16 protein-coding genes are annotated in these 22,530 nt (G+C 70.6%); 9 read left to right on the forward strand and 7 right to left on the reverse strand.

Going from position 1 to position 22,530, the window contains the following annotated elements:
• Positions 1-712: 712 nt before the first annotated feature.
• The 3 genes from nrdR to AB0M36_RS00765 all read left to right on the forward strand — a co-directional run bounded on the left by nrdR (position 713) and on the right by AB0M36_RS00765 (position 6,106).
• On the forward strand, positions 713-1,240 hold the full coding sequence (gene nrdR, locus AB0M36_RS00755) for a transcriptional regulator NrdR (RefSeq protein ID WP_364150337.1): 528 nt from the start codon (positions 713-715) through the stop codon (positions 1,238-1,240).
• A 673-nt stretch (positions 1,241-1,913) separates the two neighbouring features.
• Positions 1,914-4,808 (forward strand): vitamin B12-dependent ribonucleotide reductase, encoded by a 2,895-nt coding sequence (locus AB0M36_RS00760; RefSeq protein WP_364150339.1) that lies wholly within the window; start codon positions 1,914-1,916, stop codon positions 4,806-4,808.
• Between the two features lie 83 nt (positions 4,809-4,891).
• Complete coding sequence (locus AB0M36_RS00765; RefSeq protein ID WP_364150341.1) at positions 4,892-6,106, forward strand: MFS transporter; 1,215 nt, start codon at positions 4,892-4,894, stop codon at positions 6,104-6,106.
• Here AB0M36_RS00765 and AB0M36_RS00770 read toward each other — a convergent pair.
• Both AB0M36_RS00770 and AB0M36_RS00775 read right to left on the reverse strand, forming a co-directional pair.
• A complete protein-coding gene (locus tag AB0M36_RS00770) occupies positions 6,081-6,989 on the reverse strand; it encodes an alpha/beta hydrolase (protein ID WP_364150343.1) in 909 nt (302 codons plus the stop codon). The two genes, AB0M36_RS00765 and AB0M36_RS00770, sit on opposite strands and share 26 nt — an antisense overlap.
• Entirely contained in the window at positions 6,986-7,795 is an 810-nt protein-coding gene (locus tag AB0M36_RS00775; RefSeq protein WP_364150345.1) for a hypothetical protein, read from the reverse strand. Before AB0M36_RS00775 ends, AB0M36_RS00770 begins: the two co-directional genes overlap by 4 nt.
• A gap of 381 nt (positions 7,796-8,176) precedes the next feature.
• Here AB0M36_RS00775 and AB0M36_RS00780 point away from each other — a divergent pair, with 381 nt between their 5' ends.
• Positions 8,177-8,455 carry a DUF5522 domain-containing protein gene (locus AB0M36_RS00780; RefSeq protein WP_364152157.1) on the forward strand — a complete coding sequence of 93 codons (279 nt, stop codon included), beginning with the start codon at positions 8,177-8,179 and terminating at the stop codon, positions 8,453-8,455.
• 62 nt (positions 8,456-8,517) lie between these two features.
• Positions 8,518-9,069 (forward strand): hypothetical protein, encoded by a 552-nt coding sequence (locus AB0M36_RS00785; RefSeq protein ID WP_364150348.1) that lies wholly within the window; start codon positions 8,518-8,520, stop codon positions 9,067-9,069.
• A gap of 387 nt (positions 9,070-9,456) precedes the next feature.
• Here the strand turns inward: AB0M36_RS00785 and AB0M36_RS00790 are convergent, their stop codons facing one another.
• A complete protein-coding gene (locus AB0M36_RS00790; RefSeq protein ID WP_364150351.1) occupies positions 9,457-10,155 on the reverse strand; it encodes a metal-dependent transcriptional regulator in 699 nt (232 codons plus the stop codon).
• Between the two features lie 542 nt (positions 10,156-10,697).
• Between AB0M36_RS00790 and AB0M36_RS00795 the strand changes: the two genes are divergently transcribed.
• Positions 10,698-11,882, forward strand: coding sequence for an acetoin utilization protein AcuC (locus AB0M36_RS00795; protein WP_364150353.1), 1,185 nt, complete (start codon positions 10,698-10,700; stop codon positions 11,880-11,882).
• A gap of 562 nt (positions 11,883-12,444) precedes the next feature.
• The gene (locus tag AB0M36_RS00800) at positions 12,445-14,991 is read left to right on the forward strand and encodes a GNAT family N-acetyltransferase (RefSeq protein WP_364152160.1); all 2,547 of its coding nucleotides are present in this window, start codon (positions 12,445-12,447) and stop codon (positions 14,989-14,991) included.
• A 198-nt stretch (positions 14,992-15,189) separates the two neighbouring features.
• Here the strand turns inward: AB0M36_RS00800 and sigB are convergent, their stop codons facing one another.
• Entirely contained in the window at positions 15,190-16,146 is a 957-nt protein-coding gene (gene sigB, locus AB0M36_RS00805) for an RNA polymerase sigma factor SigB (RefSeq protein ID WP_364152163.1), read from the reverse strand.
• Between the two features lie 315 nt (positions 16,147-16,461).
• Here sigB and AB0M36_RS00810 point away from each other — a divergent pair, with 315 nt between their 5' ends.
• Positions 16,462-17,247 (forward strand): sporulation protein, encoded by a 786-nt coding sequence (locus tag AB0M36_RS00810; RefSeq protein ID WP_364150355.1) that lies wholly within the window; start codon positions 16,462-16,464, stop codon positions 17,245-17,247.
• Here AB0M36_RS00810 and dtd read toward each other — a convergent pair.
• A complete protein-coding gene (gene dtd, locus AB0M36_RS00815; RefSeq protein WP_364150358.1) occupies positions 17,244-17,666 on the reverse strand; it encodes a D-aminoacyl-tRNA deacylase in 423 nt (140 codons plus the stop codon). The genes AB0M36_RS00810 and dtd overlap by 4 nt on opposite strands.
• A gap of 102 nt (positions 17,667-17,768) precedes the next feature.
• On the opposite strand from dtd, the gene AB0M36_RS00820 reads away from it, so the two are divergent.
• The gene (locus AB0M36_RS00820; protein WP_364150360.1) at positions 17,769-21,008 is read left to right on the forward strand and encodes a hypothetical protein; all 3,240 of its coding nucleotides are present in this window, start codon (positions 17,769-17,771) and stop codon (positions 21,006-21,008) included.
• Here the strand turns inward: AB0M36_RS00820 and deoC are convergent.
• Positions 21,002-21,706, reverse strand: coding sequence for a deoxyribose-phosphate aldolase (gene deoC / locus AB0M36_RS00825; protein WP_364150363.1), 705 nt, complete (start codon positions 21,704-21,706; stop codon positions 21,002-21,004). The two genes, AB0M36_RS00820 and deoC, sit on opposite strands and share 7 nt — an antisense overlap.
• A complete protein-coding gene (locus tag AB0M36_RS00830) occupies positions 21,703-22,431 on the reverse strand; it encodes a GntR family transcriptional regulator (protein ID WP_364150366.1) in 729 nt (242 codons plus the stop codon). Before AB0M36_RS00830 ends, deoC begins: the two co-directional genes overlap by 4 nt.
• Between the last annotated feature and the right edge of the window lie 99 nt (positions 22,432-22,530).

A 22,530-nucleotide genomic window follows, 5' to 3' on the forward strand; every position in this document is an offset into this window, starting at 1 on the left:
GAGCGGCGTCCCGCTGAGCCGTTGGGCAAGCGGTGTGCCGGCGAGGTTGTGGGGAAGCGGCGCGCCCGCCAAGGTCGTTGGGCGAGCGGCGTCCCGCTGAGCCGTTGGGCAAGCGGTGTGCCGGCGAGGTTGTGGGGAAGCGGCGCGCCCGCCAAGGTCGTTGGGCGAGCGGCGTCCCGCCGAGCCGTTCGGTAAGTGGCGTGCCGGCGAGGTCGTTGGGGCAATTGGCGCCCCGTTCAGGCTGTCGGGGAGCGGCGCACCGCCGAAGCTGCCAGGCAAGGACGCCCGCCGCCGAAGCGGTGAATCCCGGCGCCGCCGCGCGGGGCGGAGCCCGTTCCGTCGCTGCAGCCATCCACCGTCATGGTGCTCGCCTCCACCCCGCTGTCCCCTCTCCAAGATCTGCGATCAAGGCGATCCGGTGCTGGCCGTGACGGCCGCGGTACCCGTCGTGTTGAGGTAGAAAATACGGCGCGCCGACGCGCCGGTGAACTTGCATCGGGGTCCGTGGCGGCCTAACGTCGACCCCAACATCTAGTAGTTACAAGGGTGTAAGTCGTCCACAGGTTGGGGTCAGGTCCCCCGTAATCCACAGGCTCGTCCACAGCTCCGAGGCGGAAAATGATCACCGCGGAGCTGGGTTCGTCATGCCCGGATCGCGGGAACACCGCAGTCAACTCCCTGGGGCGGCGGCCCCGGCGACAGGAGGTTAGCGGTGCGTTGCCCGTACTGCCGGCACGCGGATTCCCGCGTGGTCGACTCGCGTGAGGCCGATGACGGTCAGTTGATCCGTCGTCGTCGGTCCTGCCCCGAGTGCGGCAAGCGGTTCACCACCGTGGAAGAGGCCGTGCTCGCGGTGGTCAAGCGTAGCGGCGTCACCGAGCCCTTCAGCCGGACCAAGATCATGAGTGGGGTGCGCAAGGCCTGTCAGGGCCGGCCCGTCGACGAGGACTCGATCGCTCTGCTGGCGCAGCGGGTCGAGGAGACCGTCCGGGCCCGGGGCGCGGCCGAGGTGCCGAGTCACGACGTCGGCCTGGCGATCCTCACCCCGCTCCGCGAGCTGGATCAGGTGGCCTATCTGCGGTTCGCGAGTGTCTACAAGTCGTTCGACTCGCTCGACGAGTTCGAGCGGGAGATCACCGAGTTGCGGGAGGCCGCGACGAGCAAGGAGTCAGCGGTGCGGCACGTCGTCACGCCTCGGTCCGGGGGTCGACCACCCAAGATCAGTGACCGTGCCCCCTAGCGCGTGACGGGCGACCGTCCGGATTGTCGAGTGGCCGGCGTGCACCAGGCCACTCGGAAAGCTGGGCCACCCGGAAAGCCGGTCCGGTCGGAAGCCGGGCCACCCGGAAAGCCGGTCCGGTCGGAAGCCGGGCCACCCGGAAAGCCGGTTCGGGCGGACGCCAGGCCACCCGGAAAGCCGGTCCGGCAAGGGAAAGCCGGTCCGGGCGGACGCCGGAGCGAGACCGTCCGGCCGGGCGCCGGCCGCACCAGAGCGGGATCGTCCGGGACCGTCCGGCGATCGCGCAGGTGCGGGAACCGCCGGGAAGCGCAGGCGGTTCGCGCGGAGTGCGGGACCACTTGTGGACAACGCGTGACCCGCATGACAACGGGATCACTTGGCGCACCAGAACGCGATCGTCCGGGAAGCAGCGGACGGCCGCACAAGTGCGAGGCAGCGCGGGACACCGGACGGCCGCACGAGAGCGAGCACGAGAGCGAGCACGAGAGCGAGGCAGTCCGAAACACCGGACAGCCGCACAGGGACAAGGTCGCCCGGGAGCGCCGGGTGACCACAGGCGACAGCGCGAGAACCGCACCGCGGCCACGGGGCGCCGCGCGTACCAAAGGCTTGAAAGATGTCGGAAATTGGATCGCGGTGGGGAAGCCGCGATCGTTCGAGGGGGAGCACACACATGGCCGGTGACGGCATGACAGCAGGTAAGCAGCGCAGCCGGGCGGGCAACGGCGGGGGCGCCGCGGTCGGGGGGCTGCGCGTCGAGCGGGTCTGGACGACCGAGGGTGTTCACCCCTACGACGAGGTCGAGTGGGAACGCCGCGACGTCGTGATGACGAACTGGCGGGACGGCTCGATCAACTTTGAGCAGCGCGGGGTCGAGTACCCGGGGTTCTGGAGCATCAACGCCGCCAACATCGTCACCACCAAGTACTTCCGGGGTGCGGTCGGCACGCCGGAGCGGGAGTGGTCGCTCAAGCAGCTCATCGACCGGGTCGTGAAGACCTACCGCAAGGCGGGCGAGGACCACCGGTACTTCGCGTCACCGGCCGATGCCGAGCTGTTCGAGCACGAGCTGACCTGGATGCTGCTGCACCAGGTGTTCAGCTTCAACTCGCCGGTCTGGTTCAACGTCGGCACCTCGTCGCCGCAGCAGGTCAGCGCGTGCTTCATCCTGTCCGTGGACGACTCGATGGACTCGATCCTGGACTGGTACAAGGAAGAGGGCCTGATCTTCAAGGGCGGCTCCGGTTCCGGCGTCAACCTGTCCCGGATCCGTTCCTCCCGCGAGCTGCTGTCCTCCGGCGGCACGGCCAGCGGACCGGTCAGCTTCATGCGCGGCGCCGACGCCAGCGCCGGGACGATCAAGTCCGGCGGTGCCACCCGGCGCGCGGCCAAGATGGTCATCCTCGACGTCGATCACCCCGACATCGAGGAGTTCGTCACCACCAAGGCCCGCGAAGAGGACAAGATCCGCGCGCTGCGGGACGCCGGCTTCGACATGGACCTCGGCGGCAGTGACATCGTCTCCGTGCAGTACCAGAACGCCAACAACTCGGTCCGCGTCAGCGACGAGTTCATGCGCGCGGTCGAGGAGGGCGGCACGTTCGACCTGCGCGGTCGCCTGCACGGCGAGGTCATCGAGACCATCGACGCCAAGAAGCTCTTCACCGAGATCGCCAAGGCCGCGTGGGAATGCGCCGACCCGGGCATGCAGTACGACGACACCATCAACGACTGGCACACCAACCCCGAGACCGGCCGGATCACCGCGTCGAACCCGTGCTCGGAGTACATGTCGCTGGACGACTCGTCCTGCAACCTGGCGTCGCTCAACCTGATGAAGTTCCTCAACGCCGACGGCGGCTTCGAGGTGCAGAAGTTCGTCAAGAGCGTCGAGTTCGTCATCACGGCGATGGAGATCTCCATCGCGTTCGCCGACTTCCCCACCCCGAAGATCGGCGAGACCACGCGGGCCTACCGCCAGCTCGGCATCGGGTACGCGAACCTGGGCGCGCTGCTGATGGCGTCGGGCCAGCCGTACGACTCGGAGGCGGGACGCGGGGTCGCCGCCGCCATCACCTCGCTGATGACCGGAACGGCCTACCGCCGCTCCGCGGAGATCGCCGGCGTCGTCGGCCCGTACGACGGCTACGCCCGCAACGCCCAGGCGCACAAGCGCGTCATGCGCAAGCACGCGGCCGCCAACGACGAGATCCGCCCGAACGGCCCGGTCGCGACCGCGCTGGTCAAGGAAGCCACCAAGCAGTGGCAGGACGGCATCAAGATCGGCGAGAAGAACGGCTGGCGCAACGCCCAGGCGTCCGTGCTCGCGCCGACCGGCACCATCGGCCTGATGATGGACTGCGACACCACCGGCATCGAGCCCGACCTGGCCCTGGTCAAGTTCAAGAAGCTCGTCGGCGGCGGCTCCATGCAGATCGTCAACCAGACGGTGCCGCGCGCCCTGCGCAGCCTCGGCTACCCCGAGGAGCAGGTCGAGGCGATCGTCGAGCACATCGCCGACCATGGCAACGTCGTCGACGCGCCGGGCCTCAAGCCGGAGCACTACCCGGTCTTCGACTGCGCCATGGGCGAGCGGTCCATCGCCCCGATGGGCCACGTCCGGATGATGGCCGCCGTGCAGCCGTTCATCTCCGGCGCGATCTCCAAGACGGTCAACATGCCCGAGTCGGCGACCGTCGAGGACATCGAGCACATCCACTTCCAGGGCTGGAAGCTGGGCCTCAAGGCGCTCGCGATCTACCGGGACAACTGCAAGGTCGGCCAGCCGCTGTCCGCGGCGAAGCCGAACAAGTCCGCCGCGGAGGCCAAGGCGCCGGCGCAGGTCGAGAAGGTCGTGGAGAAGGTCGTCGAGTACCGCCCGGTCCGCAAGCGGCTGCCGAAGAAGCGCCCGTCGGAGACGGTGTCGTTCTCGGTCGGCGGCGCCGAGGGCTACCTCACCGCGTCGTCCTACCCGGACGACGGCCTCGGCGAGGTCTTCCTCAAGATGTCCAAGCAGGGCTCCACCCTGGCGGGCGTCATGGACGCCTTCTCGGTCGCGATCTCGATAGGGCTCCAGTACGGCGTCCCGCTGGAGACGTTCGTCAGCAAGTTCACCAACATGCGCTTCGAGCCGGCCGGCATGACCGACGACCCGGACGTCCGCATGGCCGCGTCGGTGATGGACTACATCTTCCGTCGCCTCGCGCTGGACTTCCTGCCCTACGACACCCGCGCCGAGCTGGGCATCTTCACCGCCAAGGAGCGCGCGGCGCAGATCGCGGCCGAGGCGGCGGCGGAGGTTGCGAACGTCGACCTGGCCGGCATGGCGGCGTCCGCCCCGGTGTCGGCCCCGGTCGGTGCCGCCACCACCCCGGCGGCGCCCGCCCCGGCGGCCGAGGCGAAGCCGCCCGTGGAGGAGAAGGAAGCACACTCCTCGACGGAACTGCTCGAGATCGTGCTGGGAACGTCCGCGGACGCGCCGCTCTGCTTCACCTGCGGCACGAAGATGCGCCCGGCCGGCAGCTGCTACGTGTGCGAGGGATGCGGCTCGACGTCGGGCTGCAGCTGAGCCTGTGAAACGAATCTGAGGGAAGTCCCCCGGACGCCACCGTCCGGGGGACTTTCCCGTCTGGCGCCCATTACGTTCGAACGATGACCGCTGACGTTCTCGACCGCCGCCGGCTGGAGGCGGCCAAGGTCGCCGTCGGCGTCACCTTCGCCACGAACGGTCTTGCTTTCGGTGGATGGTTGGCGCGGGCTCCCGCCGTACGCGATGATCTGAGCCTTTCTCCGGCGGGGTTGGGTCTGCTTCTGCTGTGCCTGTCCGGGGCGGCGGTGGCCGCGATCCCGCTGGCCGGACCCCTGGTGCAGCGGTGCGGTCCGGCGAGGACGGTCCTGCTCGGCAGCATGTCGGTCGTGCTGGGACTGGTGGGCCTGGGCGTCGGCACCGCGGCCGGTTCCGTGCTGGTGGCGGGCGCCGGGCTGATAGCGATCGGCATGGGCAACAGCACCTGGGACGTCGCCATGAACGTCGAGGGCGCGGACGTCGAACGGCGGCTCGGCCGCACCCTGATGCCCCGCTTTCATGCCGGTTTCAGCCTGGGCACGGTAGCCGGCGCGGGACTCAGCGCCGCGGCGGCCGCCGCCTCGGTCACGGTCACCGTTCAGGTGCTCGTCATGGCAGCCGTGGCCGCGGTGATGACGCTGCTGACCGTGCGCCGCTTTCTCCCCGTACCGAAAATTCATGAGCGGCAGGCCCGCGGCCAGGTCGGAATCGCCTGGCGGGAGCCACGCACGCTGCTCATCGGCGTCATCATGCTCGGCTTCGGCTTCACCGAGGGCGCGGCCAACGACTGGCTCGCGATCGGCCTCGTGGACGGCTACGGCGCGAGCGAGACCGTCGGCGCCGTCGGCTTCGGCTTCTTCGTGACGGCGATGACCCTCGGCCGGCTCTTCGGCGGGGCGGCCATCGAACGGTGGGGCCGGGTCCGCACGCTTCGGCTGACCGCGACGTCGGCCCTCGCCGGCCTGCTGCTGGCCGTCTCCGGCATCGGCGTCCCGGCGGTGCTCGCCGGCGCACTGCTCTGGGGCGCCGGCGCGTCGCTGGGATTCCCGATCGGGATGAGCGCGGCGGCCGACGATCCATCGCGGGCGGCGATCCGGGTGTCGGTCGCGGGCTCGATCGGGTACGGGGCGTTTCTCGCCGGCCCACCGCTGATCGGGTTCCTCGCCGAACACGTCGGCGTGCTGCGCGCTCTGCTCGTGGTCGCCGCGGCGATCGGGCTCGGCGTGCTGGCCTCCGGCGCCGCCCGCCCTCTCGCCGGCGCCCTCGCCGGCGCCGTCACTGGTGCAGAAAGTCGCCGATGACCGAGGCGAGCACGTCCGGTCGCTCGATCACCATGGCGTGCGACGCGTCCGCCAACTGCAGATGACGCATGCGCGGATTCAGCTTCGCACCGGTCGCCGCCTGCTCCACCAGATAGCGGCGGTGCGCGGCGTAGAGGTCGGCGAACGGCTCCTGCTCCGGCAGGTTCCGGGTGGCGAGCACGGTGAGCGTCGGCGTGGGCGTCGAGGCATAGATCGAACCAAGATCAAACTCATTCATCAGCGTACGTAAGGAATCCGCGGTCTCCGCCGTCGGCCGCATCGACGTCTCCCCGTTCTTGTGCACGAGATTGCGCCGGAACCCCTCGATCCACACCTTCTCGTTCGCACCCATGTCCCGCGCCGCCATCTGCTGGCGCTCCACCAGATCGGGCAGTTCGGTAGCCGTGATCGTGCGCCCCATCTGCGCCCGCGCCCCATCGAAAGCGGCATCCAACCGCGCCAATTCCGCGGCCGCCTTCTCCGGATCCAGACCCGGCAGCTGAGCAATCCGAGTAGGCGGCGGATTACCGTCCAGGCTCACCACCCCGGGCGATTCGGGATGCCGCTGCCCCCAGAGAACGGCCAACATCCCGCCCAGAGAATGCCCAGCAACCGCAGGACGATCCAATTCCATCTGTACGGCCACCGCGGCGAGGTCACCGAGCGCCGCATCCCACGACCAGGGGCCGTCACCCGAGCGCCCGTGCCCCCGCAGATCCATGGTGATGACCCGATGCCGCGGCCGCAGCGCCCGGGCCAGCGTGGTGAGCATCGCAAGATTGCCCCCGGCACCGTGCAGGAGCAGCAACGGAGGCTGATCCCCACCGAAATCCCGAACGGCGATGGGAAGCTCCCCGGCGTCGATCAGTCGGTCATTGATCATTTGTCGTCTCCCTGGCGCTCGTCGCCGGCCTCGTGGTCGCCGCGATCGTTGTGTTCACCGCTCGTGCTGCTGACGGCGTTGTTGGGTGGGTCGGGGGTGGTGCCGCGGTCTATTGCCGGGGTGGTGGTGTGGCCGCGGCTTTTGGCTGGGTCGGCGTTTCTTCCATGGTCGCGGTTCTTGGTCGGATCCGCGTTGGTGTTGTTGTTGAGATTCTTCGCTGGATCCGCGTTGGTGTTGTTGTCGTGGTTCTTCGCTGGATTGACGTTGGCGCTGTTGTCGTGGTTCTCCGACGGATTGGCCTTGGCGCTGTTGGCGTGGTTCTTCGACGGATTGGCCTCGGTGCTGTTGGCGCGTTCGGAGGCGTGCCTCAGGCGGTCGCGGACCGCGGCCGATGGCACGCCGCCGTCCGGGTGACGGGGAAGCTTCCCCCGGCGGACCAGGTCGTGAACCCCCTGCCGCGTGATCCCGAGCATCGCCCCGGCGGTCGCGAGCGACACCGACTCGGCGGACGGATGGCCCACCCGCAGCGCCGTCACCCGTCCGAGCGGAGTGCGCCACCAGTCCACCGGCGGGTCGAAAGCGCGATCACCGGGATACAGCGTGGCGACAAGACGAATGACGGCCCCGGCAGCGATGCGATCGTCGGCAGCGCGCATGAGATCCGCCCAGCCGCCGGCGCGGACACGAACCAGCCCACGCAACGCCGCCACGGCGTCGTCGCCCTCGAGAAGGATCTCGAGCGGATCGAGCAGGCGGATGTCCAGCAGCCGGACGATCTGCTCGACGAGGTCCGCGCGGGTGGGCACCCCGCAATCCTCCATCTACTTGACGAGCGATGTCAAGGAAGGCTCGTCTAGGGTCGAGTGGTGGACGACCCGGCCCCGCAGCACCCGTCCGAGCCGCCCTCGTCCGAGCCGCCCTCGTCCGAGCCGCTCCGGTCGGTGCCGCCCTCGACTGAGCCGCCGCCGCCGTCGTCGCCGTCCGCTTCCGCGCCGTCCGCTTCCGCGCCGCCGCTTGCGCCGCCGCCGTCCGAGCCGCCCCCGCCCCCTTCCGCGCCCTCATCCGAGCTGTCTCCGTCCGAGCTGCCGCCGTCCGAGCTGCCGCCGTCCGAGCTGCCGCCGTCCGAGCTGCCGCCGTCCGAGCTGCCGCCGTCCGAGCCGCCGCCGTCCGAGCCGCCGCCGTCCGAGCTGCCGCCGTCCGGGCTTGCGGCGGGTTCGCCGACTGAGTCGCTTCCGTTCGGGCTTGCTCCGCGCCCCCTGTTCGAGCCCCATCCGTCCCGGCTCGCCGCAGGTCATCCGCGACGGACGGACATCCTCGCCGCCCACTCCGCGGCGCTGGAAGCGGGCCAGGCCGGCTACTCGGACCCGGAGACCGGCCTCTTCGTACTCACCGCCGGCTTTCTCGCCCGCCGCGGCACCTGCTGCGGACGCGGCTGCCGTCACTGTCCGTACGTGGATGGTGTCTGACCCGGCCTTTCGCGGTTTCCCCGAGACCAGTACGGTGTGCCCGAAATATTCGGGAGGACCAGGTGCGCAAGCGTCCCATCGCCCTCAGCGCCGCGGTGGCGCTGCTCGCGCTCGCGGGCTGTTCGAACGAGCAGCCCGACACGCCCCTGCCTCCTGTCCGACCGGTCGAGTTGCCGGCCGCGTCGGCGGGCGGCGCGTGCATCCTCTGGGACTACCCGTTCATCAAGCAGACGATCGGCGTCGACTTCTCCGTCGCAGCCTCCGGCCAGGTGGACGACACCTCCACGTGCGTGGTCCAGACGACGGCGTCGCAGGGTCCCTACCTGGTGCTTTCCGTGGTGGAGAGCACCAAAGCGGACGGGGATCTGTTCCTCGACGAACTGATGCCGTCGAAGTCGACGAAGGTGAAGGGGCTCGGCAAAGCGGGCTACCTCCTGGTGACGAAGGCGTCCGGCGACCATGGTCCAACGGTCGAAATCGGATGGCTGAGCGAGGCTGACCAGTTGCAGACGCTGCAGTTCACGTTCGCAAAGGAAGCCAAGACGAAAGACATCGAACCGATGCGTACGAAGCTTTTGGCGCTCGCCAAAGCGATGAACACCACCAACGGCTGACATCTGCCCAACCGGACAATTTCCCCCGTTCGGCGCCCATCCGTGCCGATCAAACCCCTCCGGGTATGGGCGTGCGCTGTGGATGGCGTGCGTTGCGGGATGACGTGCACTGTGGGATGGCGTGCGGCTGCGGGTTGGTGGGCGTGGGGACGGCGTGCCACGCACGACGATGCATTCCGTCAGGCGCGCCGCGAACCGTTCCGCCGCCGCGCACCTTGCGGTCGACTCACTCGCTGGCCTTCGGCCGGCGCGGTGTGCGGCGCCCAGCGGCGCCCCACAGCGATCGACATGTCGTCGGGATAGTGGCGCACGGCATGACCGTCCGACGGCGCTGAGATCCCGTCCGACGGCGCTGAGCTCAGAGCGGCACCGCCCTGGCGGACCTGCTCAGTAAGCGTCGACGAACACCCGCGACGCAACCTCGCGCGGCAGGCGGATTTTGTCACCCGACCGGTCGATCGTGACGCCGTCACGCTCCTGGGCGACGGTCACGGTTGCGCCAGGGTCGATGCCCGCGGCGTGCAACTGGCGCAGCACGCCGGCGTTCGTCTGAACGCTCTCGCAGATCCGCCGGACCACCACGCTGCCGCTGAGTCCAGGGAACGCGAGGTTACGCTCGCCGGCGCTCGCGACCGCGGTGCTGGTGTTCAGCGGTTCGTCCATCGGCAGGCCCAGAACCTCGAGACCGGGGATCGGGTTGCCGTACGGCGAGCGGGTCGGTCGGTTGAGCAGCTCGTAAACCTTCTTCTCGACCGCGTCGCTCATCACGTGCTCCCAGCGGCAGGCCTCCTCGTGTGCCTCCTCGTAGGGCATGCCGATGACGTTGACCAGCAGCAGTTCGGCGAGGCGGTGCTTGCGCATGACGGCGACCGCGGCGACGCGACCCTGCTCGGTCAGGAGCAGGTGACGGTCGTTCTCGACAGTGAGCAGGCCGTCGCGCTCCATGCGCGCCACAGTCTGGCTCACGGTCGGGCCACTCTGATGCAGGCGTTCGGCGATGCGCGCGCGAAGCGGTGGTACGCCCTCTTCCTCGAGCTCGAGAATCGTGCGCAGGTACATCTCGGTGGTGTCGACGAGATCATTCACGGTGCGGCCCTCCCAGCAGCGATATTACCTCGCAGCCGGGGGTTGACTTCGCGCCGACGAGGTGGGTGTGCAGACCTTACCGGACCGAACGCGGCGATGTCCGGACGGGACAAATTGCCACGGCCTGCCGCTCGCCGACCGCCCAGCCCGCCTCGACGCGCGGCGTGGCTCCCGCCTTCCTCTCGCGTGACCTGCCCCCGCGCTACCGCTTGACCTGCCCCGCGCTACCGCTTGACCTGCCCCGCGCTACTGCCTGACCTGCCCCGCGCTCCTGCCTGACCTACCCCGACCTTTCGCCTGACTTGCCCTGAGCTAACGCCTGATCTCCCCCTGCCTTGTCTCCCTGGTCTGCCCCCGACTTACCGTCTGGCGCGCCCCACTTGCCGCCTGATCTGCTCCACGATTTCTTGCCGCCTGGTGTGCTTCCTGCTTGTCGGCGGGCTACGCGGCTCTCGTTTCGGCTCTCACGAACTGAAACCTCGTTATCCACAGCCCTCAGCCGGCAGCCCAAATCTGTCGGACCGGCGTGGCAGAGTGACGGCATGGCGGATGGGACGACGGCAGTGATCTGGGACGAGGCGCTGCTCGCGTACGACATGGGCGATCACCCGCTCAACCCGGTGCGAGTCGAGCTCACCATCGCGCTCGCTCGGGAGCTGGGAGTTCTCGACCGGCCGGGGGTGCGGATGATCGTGCCCAAGCCAGCCGACGACGAGGCCCTGACGCGTGTGCATCGTGCCGACTATCTGGATGCCGTGCGGGCGGCGCCGATCGATCCCTTCTTCCAGGGCTGGGGGCTCAACACGCCGGACAACCCGGTCTTCGACGGCATGCACGAGGCGTCCGCACGCATCTGTGGCGCCACGATCGCCGCGGCCGAGGCGGTCTGGTCCGGGGCGGCGACGCGGGCAGTCAACGTCTCCGGGGGGCTTCATCACGCGATGGCCTCGCGCGCGTCGGGGTTCTGTGTCTACAACGACCCGGCGGTCGCCATCGCGCGCCTGCTCGATCTCGGCGCACGGCGCATCGCGTACGTCGACATCGACGTCCACCACGGTGACGGCGTCCAGGCGGCCTTCTACGACGACCCCCGGGTCCTCACCGTGAGCCTGCACGAGTCGCCACTGGCGCTCTTCCCCGGCACGGGTTTCCCCGACGAGACGGGCGGGCCGGCAGCCGAGGGCACGGCGGTCAACGTCGCCCTTCCGCCCGGCACGGGTGACGGGGGCTGGCTGCGGGCCTTCCACGCGATCGTGCCCTCGGTCGTGCGCGCCTTCGAGCCCGAGGTGCTGTTCACCCAGTGCGGAGCCGACGCCCACCGCCTGGACCCGCTCGCCGATCTGAGCCTCTCGGTGGACGGTCAGCGAGCCGCATACATCGCCCTGCGCGCCCTGGCCGACGAGGTGAGCGACGGTCGTTGGGTGGCTACCGGTGGCGGCGGATACGCATTGGTCGAAGTGGTGCCCCGAGCGTGGACGCACCTGCTCGCGGTGGCGACCGGGGAACCGCTGGAGCCCGGCACGGCAACCCCGCCACGCTGGCGCAAGCTCGCGGCTGAGCGCTGCCCCGGCGGCACGGTCCCGGACACGCTGACGGACGGCGACCCCCCGCCGGTCGAGCGCTGGGAACCGGGCACGGCACCGGATCCGGTCGACAAGGCCATCATGGCGACCCGGATGGCGGTCTTCCCACTACACGGACTCGACCCTCATGACCCCCGAGACTGACCAGGACCGGCGCCCAGCCTGCAAGGCCTCGCCCCCACAACCCCGCCCAACAGCGGCGAGGCTTGGCGAGGGAATAGGGGCAGGGCCGGCCGGAACACGGAGCGATGGATATGTGCGCCGCCGGCGAGCTTGCCCTGGTGCTTGTGGACTGGCAAACGGGGTGCGGCAAGGGCGGCGTAGCACGAAACGGTGGGAAGGGAGGACTCCCCGGCGCGTTCGCCGGCGGAGCGAGTGGATTGGCGATGGAGGTGTGGACCCCGAACGGTGGAGTACGGAGTTGAGGACTCACGCGCGGGTTAGCCGCCGGGACCGGTGGATTGGTGGCGGAGGTGCGGGCCCGAACGGCGGAGCACGCAGCGATGAGGAGTGTGGACCAGCGGCGGCTCGCCGCTGAGCCGGGGATAGGCGAGGGAGAGGCCGGGGCCGGGACGCGGAATTCGGAGCGGCCGGGACCGAAGAACCGCGACGTTAGAACCGCGACGTTAGAACCGCGACGTTAGAACCGCGACGTTCCGCCCTAGCGACGGAGACTTGGGAGGTGAAGCCGGTGACCAGAGAAGCCGTGACCAGGAAAGCCGACGTGCTGCTCTCTGACGGCAGCGCCGTACACCTGCGCCCTATCCGCCCGGACGATGCACCCGCCATCGTGGAGTTCCACTCGCGGATGAGCGACCGCACCCGCTACCTGCGGTATTTCTCGCCCTATCCGCGCATTCCGAAACGCGACCTCGACCGGTTCGTCAACGTCGATCATCGCGACCGTGAGGCCTTCGTCATCGTGTCCGGCTCCCGCATCATGGCCGTCGGCCGCTATGAGCGCCTCGGTCCCGATTCGCCGGAGGCCGAGGTGGCCTTCGTCGTCGAGGACGCGCACCAGGGCCGGGGCATCGGTTCGGTGCTGCTCGAGCATCTTGCCGACGCCGCGCAGGAGAACGGCATTCTGCGGTTCGTCGCCGAGGTGCTGCCACAGAACGGGGGCATGCTGCGGGTCTTCAGCGACTTCGGCTACCAGATCCAGCGACAGTACGCCGACGGGGTCGTGCACCTGAGTTTTCCGATCGCTCCCACCGAGAAGTCGCGTGAGGTGCAGGAGAGCCGCGAGCAGCGTACGGAGGCGCGGTCCATCGCACGGCTGCTGCATCCGCGGGGCGTCGCCGTCTACGGGGCGAGCGCGAGTGGGCAGGGCATCGGCGCGGCCCTGCTCGGCCACCTGCGGGACGGTGGCTATACCGGCACCGTCGTGCCAGTGCACCGCAGCGCGCGGCGGGTTGCCGGCTTGCCCGCGTACCGGGCGGCTGCCGAAGCCGATGCCGCCGTCGACCTCGCGCTCATCGCCGTACCCCCGGATGGGGTTGCGGAGGCCGTGGCCGACGCGGCCGCGGCGGGTGCGGGGGGACTGGTCGTGATCTCGGCCGGCTTCGCCGAGACCGGGCCGTCGGGTGCACAAGCGCAGCGGGTCCTGGTCGACACGGCCCACGCGGCGGGCCTGCGCGTCGTGGGGCCCAACTGCCTGGGCATCGCCAACACCGATCCTTCCGTACGGTTGAACGCGACGTTGGCGCCCCTCCTGCCGGCGGCGGGCCGGGTGGGCTTCTTCAGCCAGTCGGGAGCGCTCGGAGTGGCGCTGCTCGCCGAGGCCGACCGTCGGGGCCTGGGTCTGTCGAGTTTCGTGTCGGCCGGCAACCGTGCTGACGTCTCCGGCAACGATCTGTTGCAGTACTGGCAGGACGACCCTGGCACCGATGTCGTGCTGCTCTATCTCGAGACGTTCGGCAATCCGCGCAAGTTCGCCCGGTTGGCCCGGCGGATGAGCCGGGTCAAGCCCGTGGTCGCGGTCGCGTCGGCGAGCCGTCCGCCGGGGCTGGCCGGCGACCTGCCCGGGCCGGACACCAATGCCGTCACCGCGCTGTTCGCCCGCTCCGGCGTTATCCGCGTCGACACGGTCGCGGAACTGTTCGACGTGGGTGTCCTGCTTGCCCACCAGCCGCTGCCGACCGGTCGTCGGGTCGCCGTGGTGGGCAACTCCTCGGCGTTGTCGGGCCTGGCGGTTGCCGCCTGCCGTGCCAACGGGCTGACCGTGGCCGAGGGCTACCCGCACGACATCGGCCCGCAGGCCGGCGCCCACGACTTCGCGGACGCCCTTGCCGACGCGGCGGTCGACGACCGGGTGGACGCGCTGGTGGTGGTCTTCGCGCCGCCGCTGCCCGGCCAGCTCACCGATGAGGATGCCGACTTCACGGCCGCCCTCGGCAGCGTCGCGCTGGCGGGGGAGAAGCCCACGGTGGCCACGTTCCTACTCGGACGGCTTCCGGCCAGGGTGCCGTCGTATCCCTCCGTGGAGGAGGCGGTGCGGGCGCTCGGCCGGGTGGCGTCGTACGCCGACTGGCTGCGCCGGCCACCGGGCATCCTGCCGGCGCTTTCCGGTGTGGACCCGGGCGCGGCGGAAGTCGCGGGGCCGCTGCCGGAGTTGCTCGCCGCGTACGGGATCGCGATGCAACCCTCCACCGCCGCGGCCACGCTCGACGAGGCGATCGCCGCGGCGGAGGCCCTCGGCTATCCGGTGGCGTTGAAGGCGGCCGGGAGGGCGCTGCGCCATCGCATCGACCTCGGCGCCGTCCGGCTCGCGCTGGCCGACGAGCGCGACGTGCGCACCGCCTATCGGGACCTGGCCGCGGCGTTCGGCCCGCAGGTGCTCGTCCAATCCATGGTCGCCGCCGGGGTGGCGTGCACGATCGAGGTGGTCGAGGACCCGGCGTTCGGCCCGGTGGTGGGCTTCGGCCTGGGCGGCGTCGCCAGCGAACTTCTCGGCGACCTGGCCTGGCGTGCCGCCCCGCTCACCGACCGGGCCGCCGAGGCGCTGGTCGACGAGCCCCGGGCGGCGCCGCTGCTGCACGGCTATCGAGGTTCCGAGCCGGTCGACCGGGCCGCGCTGGTCGACCTGCTGCTCCGCGTCGGTCGTCTCGCCGACGAGCATCCCCGAGTGCAGGCCCTGTCCTTGAAGCCGGTGCTGGCTCGCCCGGACGGATACACGGTCCTGCACGCGTCGGTGGAGATCGGTGAGGCCGGCGCCCGCCCGGACACCGGCCCTCGCCGCCTCCACACCGCTTAGCGGCAAGGCCCGGGCGACCCAGTGTCCGGCGGCGAGACGCCGGGGGGCCCAGTGCCTGGCGGCGAGGCGACGGACACCCCGCACGCCCGCCAGCGATCCACCCCACACCGGCATAACCCAGCCGGCTCACCAGACCGACCAAATGATCAAGGCCGGTCGCATACCGCGACCGGCCTCTCCAAACACAGCAACCAAACGTCAGCTGGCGTAAGCCTCCAGCCGCGACGCCCGCTGCGGATCCCGCAGCTTCGACATCGTGACCTTCTCGATCTGCCGGATCCGCTCGCGGCTGAGCCCGAACTCGCGCCCCACCTCGTCCAGCGTGCGCTGCCGGCCGTCGTCGAGGCCGAAGCGGAGGCGGATCACCGCCGACTCGCGCTCCGACAGCGTCGAGAGCACGATTTCCACCTCGTTGCGGAGCTCGCCCTGAGCGACCGTGCTGCCCGGTTCGGCGTTCGGGTCGACCGCCGCGACGAAGTCGCCGAGAGCGCTTTCGCCGTCCTCGCCGACGGCCTGGTCCAGGCTGACCGGCTCGCGGTCGTACGAGATGAGTTCGATGACCTGGAACTCGGGCACGCCGAGGGCCTGGGCGATCTCGGCGACGGCGGGTTCGCGGCCGAGTTGGGCGGCGAGGTCGCGGCGGGCGCGGACCATGCGGTTGACCTGTTCGACCATGTGCACCGGGATGCGGATGGTGCGGGCCTGGTCGGCCATGGCGCGGGTGATGGCCTGGCGGATCCACCAGGTGGCGTACGTGGAGAACTTGTAGCCCTTGGTGTAGTCGAACTTCTCGACCGCGCGGATCAGGCCCAGGTTGCCTTCCTGGATGAGGTCCAGGAACGCCATGCCGCGGCCGGTGTAGCGCTTCGCGATGCTCACCACGAGGCGCAGGTTGGCCTCGAGCAGGTGATTCTTCGCGGCGCGGCCCTCGGTGATGATGACTTTGAGCAGGGGAGCCAGGTCGCTGCCCGCCGTGGGGAGCTTCTCCTCGGCGTAGAGGCCCGCCTCGATGCGCTTGGAGAGGGTGACCTCCTCGACCGCGGTGAGCAAGCGGGTGCGGCCAATGCCGTTGAGGTACGCCCGGACGAGATCCGCGGAGACGCCGCGCTCGTCGATGGCGTCCAGATCGGCCAGGGCCTCGACACCGTCAGTCATGATGTTCTCGGCGGTAACCACCGTGGACTCCGTCGCCTTCATCTGCAGGACCACCTTTCAGTCCCCTCCCCGCGTCAACCGATGTCGTGCCTTCCCAGCCGCATTCGCCTGCCGGTGATCAAAAGTGTGGACCGGGAGGCGTTAAGCCGAGGTAAGGCAACCGCGCGGTGGCATGAATCGGGGAGTACGGCGAGGTCGGCAAGCCGACAGCCCGCCCGGATTGAGGTGACATTTACTGAAGGCGGCGCAATTCCGATTACCTGGTCGGAGCCCGGTAATCTGCCAGGAGGGAACGGGTCGCCAGAAGGAGGTTCGGTGGTTTTCAAAAGGATGATGCAGGCCATGGGTGTGGGTGGGCCGTCCGTGGAGACGGTGCTCGCCAACCCGAACTGCCGGCCCGGCGGCTATCTCGAGGGCCAGGTGCATGTGATGGGCGGCGATCACGCCGTCGACATCGAGTACGTGGCGATCGGGCTGATGACCCGGGTCGAGGTGGAGAGCGGCGACAGCGAGTACAACACCGATCAGGAGTTCCACCGCCAGCGCCTCACCGGCTCCTTCAAGCTCGACGCGGGCGCGCGCTACGACGTCCCGTTCCGCTTCGACGTGCCGTGGGAGACCCCGATCACCGAGGTGTACGGGCAGCACCTGCACGGCATGACCATGGGTCTGCGTACCGAACTCGAGGTCGCCCGGGCGGTCGACAAGGGTGACCTGGACGCCGTGGCCGTGCACCCGCTGCCGGCCCAGGAGCGGATCCTGGACGCCTTCCTGCGGCTGGGCTTCCGCTTCAGCCGCGCCGATGTGGAAAGCGGCCGGGTCTACGGCGTGCAGCAGACGCTGCCGTTCTATCAGGAGATCGAGTTCTATCCGCCGGCGCAGTTCGCGCACGGCATCAACCAGCTCGAGGTCACGTTCATCCCGACGCCGCACCAGCTCCAGGTGGTGCTGGAGGTCGACAAGCGCGGCGGGGTGTTCACCGAGGGCCACGACGCGTTCGGGCGGTTCGACGTCGACTATCAGACGGTCGACCAGGTCGACTGGACGGCGCAGCTCAACGGCTGGCTGCAGCAGTCCGCGCAGCGGCGCGGGTTCTTCTAGAGATCCAGCAGGACGGTTCGCGGGCCCACGTTCACGCTCTCGACGAGCATGTGGGTCCGGAACCGGCCCGTCTCGACCGTCGCTCCGCGCCCGCGCAACGCCTCGACGAACGCCGTGACCAGCGGCTCGGCGACCTCCGCGGGCGCGGCCGCCGACCAGCTCGGCCGCCGGCCCTTGCGGGCGTCGCCGTAGAGCGTGAACTGGCTGACCACCAGCAGCGGCGCGCCGGCCTCGGCCGCCGAGCGTTCCTCGTCGAGGATGCGCAGCTTGTGGACCTTGCGGGCCATGGTCGCGGCGGTCTCGTCGGTGTCCGTGTGGGTGACGCCGAGCAGGACCAGCAGGCCGTCCTCGATCTTTCCGACGATCTCGTCCGCCACGGTCACGCTCGCCCGGCTTACGGTCTGTATCAGTGCCCTCATCGGCGGTGAGCGTACCGGCCGGCACGTTCTACTCAGCTGGCGGAGTGCGCGTCCGCGGCAATCGGTCTTGGCCGTCGCCCCCGCACCCGACATCATGGTCGGATGGCCAGGGGATTGCGTTACGTCGATGCCGTCAAGTTGCTCGACGGGGCGGGCCCCGCGGCCAAAGCGGTCGACGACCTCATCGGTGGGGTGCTGTCGGTGGCCACCGCGGGCGGCTCGGCGGCGGCTCTGTCGCTCTTCGACGCCAAGACCGAGATGGTCCGTCTCGGCCACGTCGTGGTCGGCCAGCTTTCCGATTCGGTACGGGGATTAGCCCGCCACGACCGCAGCAGCCGCCTCCAGGCCGCACATGCCGTGCTGGTGCTCGCCGCCTACTTCGAGGCTTTCGACCAGGTGGTGGCGCGGGCCGGGATCGGCGCACCCGGCCTGACCCGCGACGAGCAGATCCTGCTCTCCACCGGCACGCCCCTGGCAGGGGACTGGCTGGAGTCGCTGGTCACCGCGCACATTCCGGTCCCGTCGGTGGCACAGCGGGGCCTGGCCGCGGAGCTGGCCGAGTTCTACGCCGCCGCCAGCATCCGGCTGCGGGGGTTCCTCGAGGGTCTGGCGGTCTGGGAGCAGGCGAGCGAGCGTGACCGCCGTGCCGCCGGCGATCTGATCGACGCCCGGCTCCCCGGCCTGGCGCTGCGCCGGTACGAGGAGACGAGCCTGCGTCTGGCCGTGGACGTGCCGGAGTTCGGTTTCTGGGTCGAGCGCGCGGACCGCCGGGCGATCGGCCACAGCCTGCGGGAGCTTCGGGAGCTGCTGGAACGGGCAGGGTCCGGGCGGCGGGCCGAGGGCTGGCGGGCCGCGCTCGCGGCGGCCTACCACGCCGATCTGGAGCTGCCCGTGCTGCGCGGCGACACCGTCGCGGTCTGGTCGCTGGCGGAGGCGTATCTCGATCCGAGGTTCCGGGCGCGGGTCGCGTCACCGAACTCCCGCCCGGCGGAGGATTCGTGGTGGACCGGCGAGATCCGCGGCGACCTGGCCGCCTTTCTCGCCGGCTACCTCACCACGCCGCAGGCGTTCGAGGCGCCGCTGGTGCTGCTCGGCCAGCCGGGCGCGGGCAAGTCGGCGTTGACCCGGGTGCTGGCGGCGCGACTGCCCGCCGCCGACTTCCTCGTCGTCCGGGTGGTGCTGCGCGACGTGCCGGCCGAGGCGGGCATTCAGGACCAGGTCGAGTTGGCCGTACGCGCCGCGATAGGGGAGAGCGTCGCCTGGCCGGAGCTGACTCGCGCCGCGGCCGGCGCGCTGCCGGTGATCCTGCTCGACGGGTTCGACGAGCTGATCCAGGCGACCGGCGTCCACCAGTCCGACTATCTGCAGAAGGTGGCGGCGTTCCAGCATCGCGAGTCCGTCCTCGGGCGTCCGGTGGCGGTCGTCGTCACCAGCCGCCTGGCCGTGGCCGACCGGGCCAGGCTGCCCGCCGGCACCCTCGCCGTGCGGCTGGAGGGATTCGACGAGGCCCAGATCGCCGCCTGGCTGGCGACCTGGAACAGGGCGAACGCCGGCCGACCGGAGCACCGGCCGCTGCCGCCGGAGGTTCTCGCGCGCTTCCCGGACTTCTGCGAGCAGCCGCTGCTGCTGCTCATGCTCGTGCTCTACGACGCCGCCACGCACGCGTTGCAGAGCGAGGCCTCGCTCGACACCGCCGAACTCTACGAGCGGCTGCTGAGCAGTTTCGCGGAGCGTGAGGTGCGCCGGCTGCACCCGCGCGAGCCCGATGCGGCGCTGCCGGCGCTGGTCGAGGAGGAGCTGGTCCGCCTGTCGGTGGTGGCGTTCGCGATGTTCAACCGGCTCCGCCAGTCGGTCACCGAGCGGGAGTTGGACGCCGACCTCGCCGCACTCGGCCTCACGTCGGTGCGGGGTCGCACCGAGGCTTTCCACCGGCCGCTGACCGGCGGCGAGGAGCTGATCGGGCGCTTCTTCTTCATCCAGCGGTCCCAGGCCGTGCAGGACGACCGGACACTGCAGACGTACGAGTTCCTGCACGCCACCTTCGGGGAGTTCCTGGTGGCCCGGCTCGTGGTACGGGCCCTGCGGGACACGGCGGCGCGGGCGGCCGTGGCGCGGCTGTCCCTCGGCGGCGCCCGGGACGAGGGTCTGGTGCGTACGCTGCTGGGCTTCGCGCCGCTGGCCGCCCGGGCTACCGTGCTGCCCTTCGTCTCGTCGATGCTCGCCGGCGAAGACCGCGCCGTGATCCGGGCGTGGCTGGTGGACGCCCTGCGCGCCGCGCTGATCCGGCCCGCGTTGCCGCCTCAGGAATACCGCCCGGTCGACAAGCGCGCGGATCACCTGATGTCTACGTACTCGCTGAATCTGGCCCTGCTCGCGCTCGCCTGCGGTGAGCCGCTGCGCGCCTCCGAGTTGTTCGTCCACGCCGCCGACCCGGCCTTCTGGCTGCGCGGCGCCGCGCTGCAGTGGGAGGCGGCGGTTCCTTCCAGCATCTGGAACGACCTCGTCGGCACGCTGACGGTCATCCGCACCTGGGACGGCGACCGCCGCGACCTGGTCCTCGACCCCACGAGCGAGCGCCGCTTCCCAGCCGTGGACCTGCGCTGGAGCACCGCCGGCGCCACCTCAGGCACGCCCGGCGCCTGGGGCACGGTGGCGTACGACCGGGTCGCCAACCGCCTGCACCTCACCGCCGACCCCGCCGCCGACCTGGTCCGGTGGGCCGCCGAACCCCTGGCCCGGTGGATGCCCGACGCCGTCACCACCGTGGTGGCCCTGGGCGACGACGACGCCGAGTCGGTGGCGCACGCGCTCGTGCGGGTCTGGGTCGGTGCGGCGGGCGGCGATCCCGAGACGCTGGTGGCGTGCTACACCCGGGCGGTGGACGCCCTGCTCAGCGGGGGGCCGGAGCAGGCGGCCTCGCAGCTGCACTTCGGCCGGGCCGCCCGGCTGCTGCTGGGCATGCTAACCCGCGACGCCGGCCGGCTCCCGATCGCCGACGTGTTCCGCTGGCTGCGGGCGTTCGTGCGGAGCAGCTACTTCCGGCGCCTGGTCCCGGACGTCCTGGAGTGTCTCGCCGCCGCGCGGGCGCCGCGTGGTCCGGTAGTGCCCGAGATCGTCGACGAGATGAACCTGCTCCGGCTTCAGCTCGCTCCGGTCGACCAGCTCCGCGTCCTCGCCGCCCTGCACGAACTGCGGGAGCGGCTGCCGGCGCGGACCGCCGGATACCTGCGCGCGAATCTGGTGCACGGGGTCTCCACCGCCTTGGCAGATCCCCAGGCCAAGCAGATGCTGGCGGCCGACCGGTCCCTGGCCGCCCGCGTGGCGGAGGCGCTGAATCAGTAGCCGCCGGCGACGTCCGCGGCGGTGACGGCCGGGGTTTCGCCGCGCTCGAGGGCGACCTGCTCGGCGACGATGGCCTCGGTCGCGGTGGTGCCGAAGCGGGTCGCCCCCGCCTCGTAGAGGGCGAGCAGCGCGGCCAGCGTACGGACGCCGCCCGAGGCCTTGACCTCGACGGCGGGTGACACGGTCGCGCGCATCAGGCGGATGTCGTCGAGGGTCGCGCCGCCCGGCGCGAAGCCGGTGCTGGTCTTCACGAAGTGCGCGCCCGCGCTCTCGGCGAGACGGCAGCCGTGCACCTTCTCCTCGTCGGTCAGGTACGCCGTCTCGAGGATCACCTTGACCACCCGGCCCTGCGCGGCGGCCACCACCGCGGCGAGGTCGTCGCGTACGTACGCGTGCTCGCCGCCGCGCAGCATGCCGATGGCGAGTACCACGTCGATCTCGTCCGCGCCCGCCTCGACGACCGCGAGGGTCTCGGCCACCTTCACCGCCGGGGGAGTGCTGCCGTGCGGGAAGCCCACCACCGTGCCGACCAGCACGCCGGTGCCGTGGAGCGCGGCCGCGGCCAGCGCCACATCGGCAGGGCGTACGCACACCGAGGCCGCGCCGTGCCGTGCGGCGACCGCGCAGCCCTCCCGTACGTCCTCGGGGGTCAGCTCGGGACGCAGCAGCGCGTGGTCGATCATCTTGGCGACGTTCATCGGGTGTCTCCTGTCCGGGGTGGTTGCACGTCGAACGTGACGTGCAGCGAGTAGCGGGTGCCGACGTAGCGGCTGACCGAGTGCTCGAGGGGCTGCGAGTGCTGGTCGACGATGACGCGGCTCTCGACCAGCAGCGGCTCGGTGGCGGCGACCTGCAGATGGCCGCCGTCGGCGCCGGCGAGCTGGGCGCTGAGCGTGGAGGAACCGAGGGTCGGCCGCAGCCCGAGATCGTGCAGGACCCGGTGCAGCGAACCCGCCTCGAGGTCGACGTCGAGCAGCGCGGTCAGTTGCGGCGGAAAGCTCGCGTACTCGATCGCCATCGGCACGTCGTCGGCGAGCCGCACCCGGACGATCGAAATCACCCGCGGCGCGGCCGCGGTGAGCTGCAACGCGGCGGCCTCCTCGGCACTCGCCGGCCGCACCTCGGCCTCGACCAGTCGCGACGACGGCCTCCGACCCCAGCTGAGCACCTGGTCGTGAAAGCTCATCAGCGTGGCGGCGGCACGGGGCGCGGGACGCTGACGCACGAAGGTGCCCCGACCCTGCACCCGCTCGATGAGGCCGTCGGCCTCCAGAGCGTTGAGCGCGGCGCGCACGGTCATCCGCGCGACGCCGAACTCCTCGGCGAGGGCGGACTCCGCCGGCACCAGGTCACCGGGTTGGGCTCCGGCGAGCCGAGCCCGCAGGGCACGCTCGATCCGCACGTAGAGCGGCGTCTTCGCCATCGGTCCTCCAGGTCATCTAGACAACCTAGAGGTTGCCGCATCGCCCAGAAGTTGTCTAGAGGACCTGCGTCACACCGCCTGGCTCGGGCATATCCGGCC

This window comes from Actinoplanes sp. NPDC051346 (assembly GCF_040682215.1).
Classification (GTDB): domain Bacteria; phylum Actinomycetota; class Actinomycetes; order Mycobacteriales; family Micromonosporaceae; genus Actinoplanes.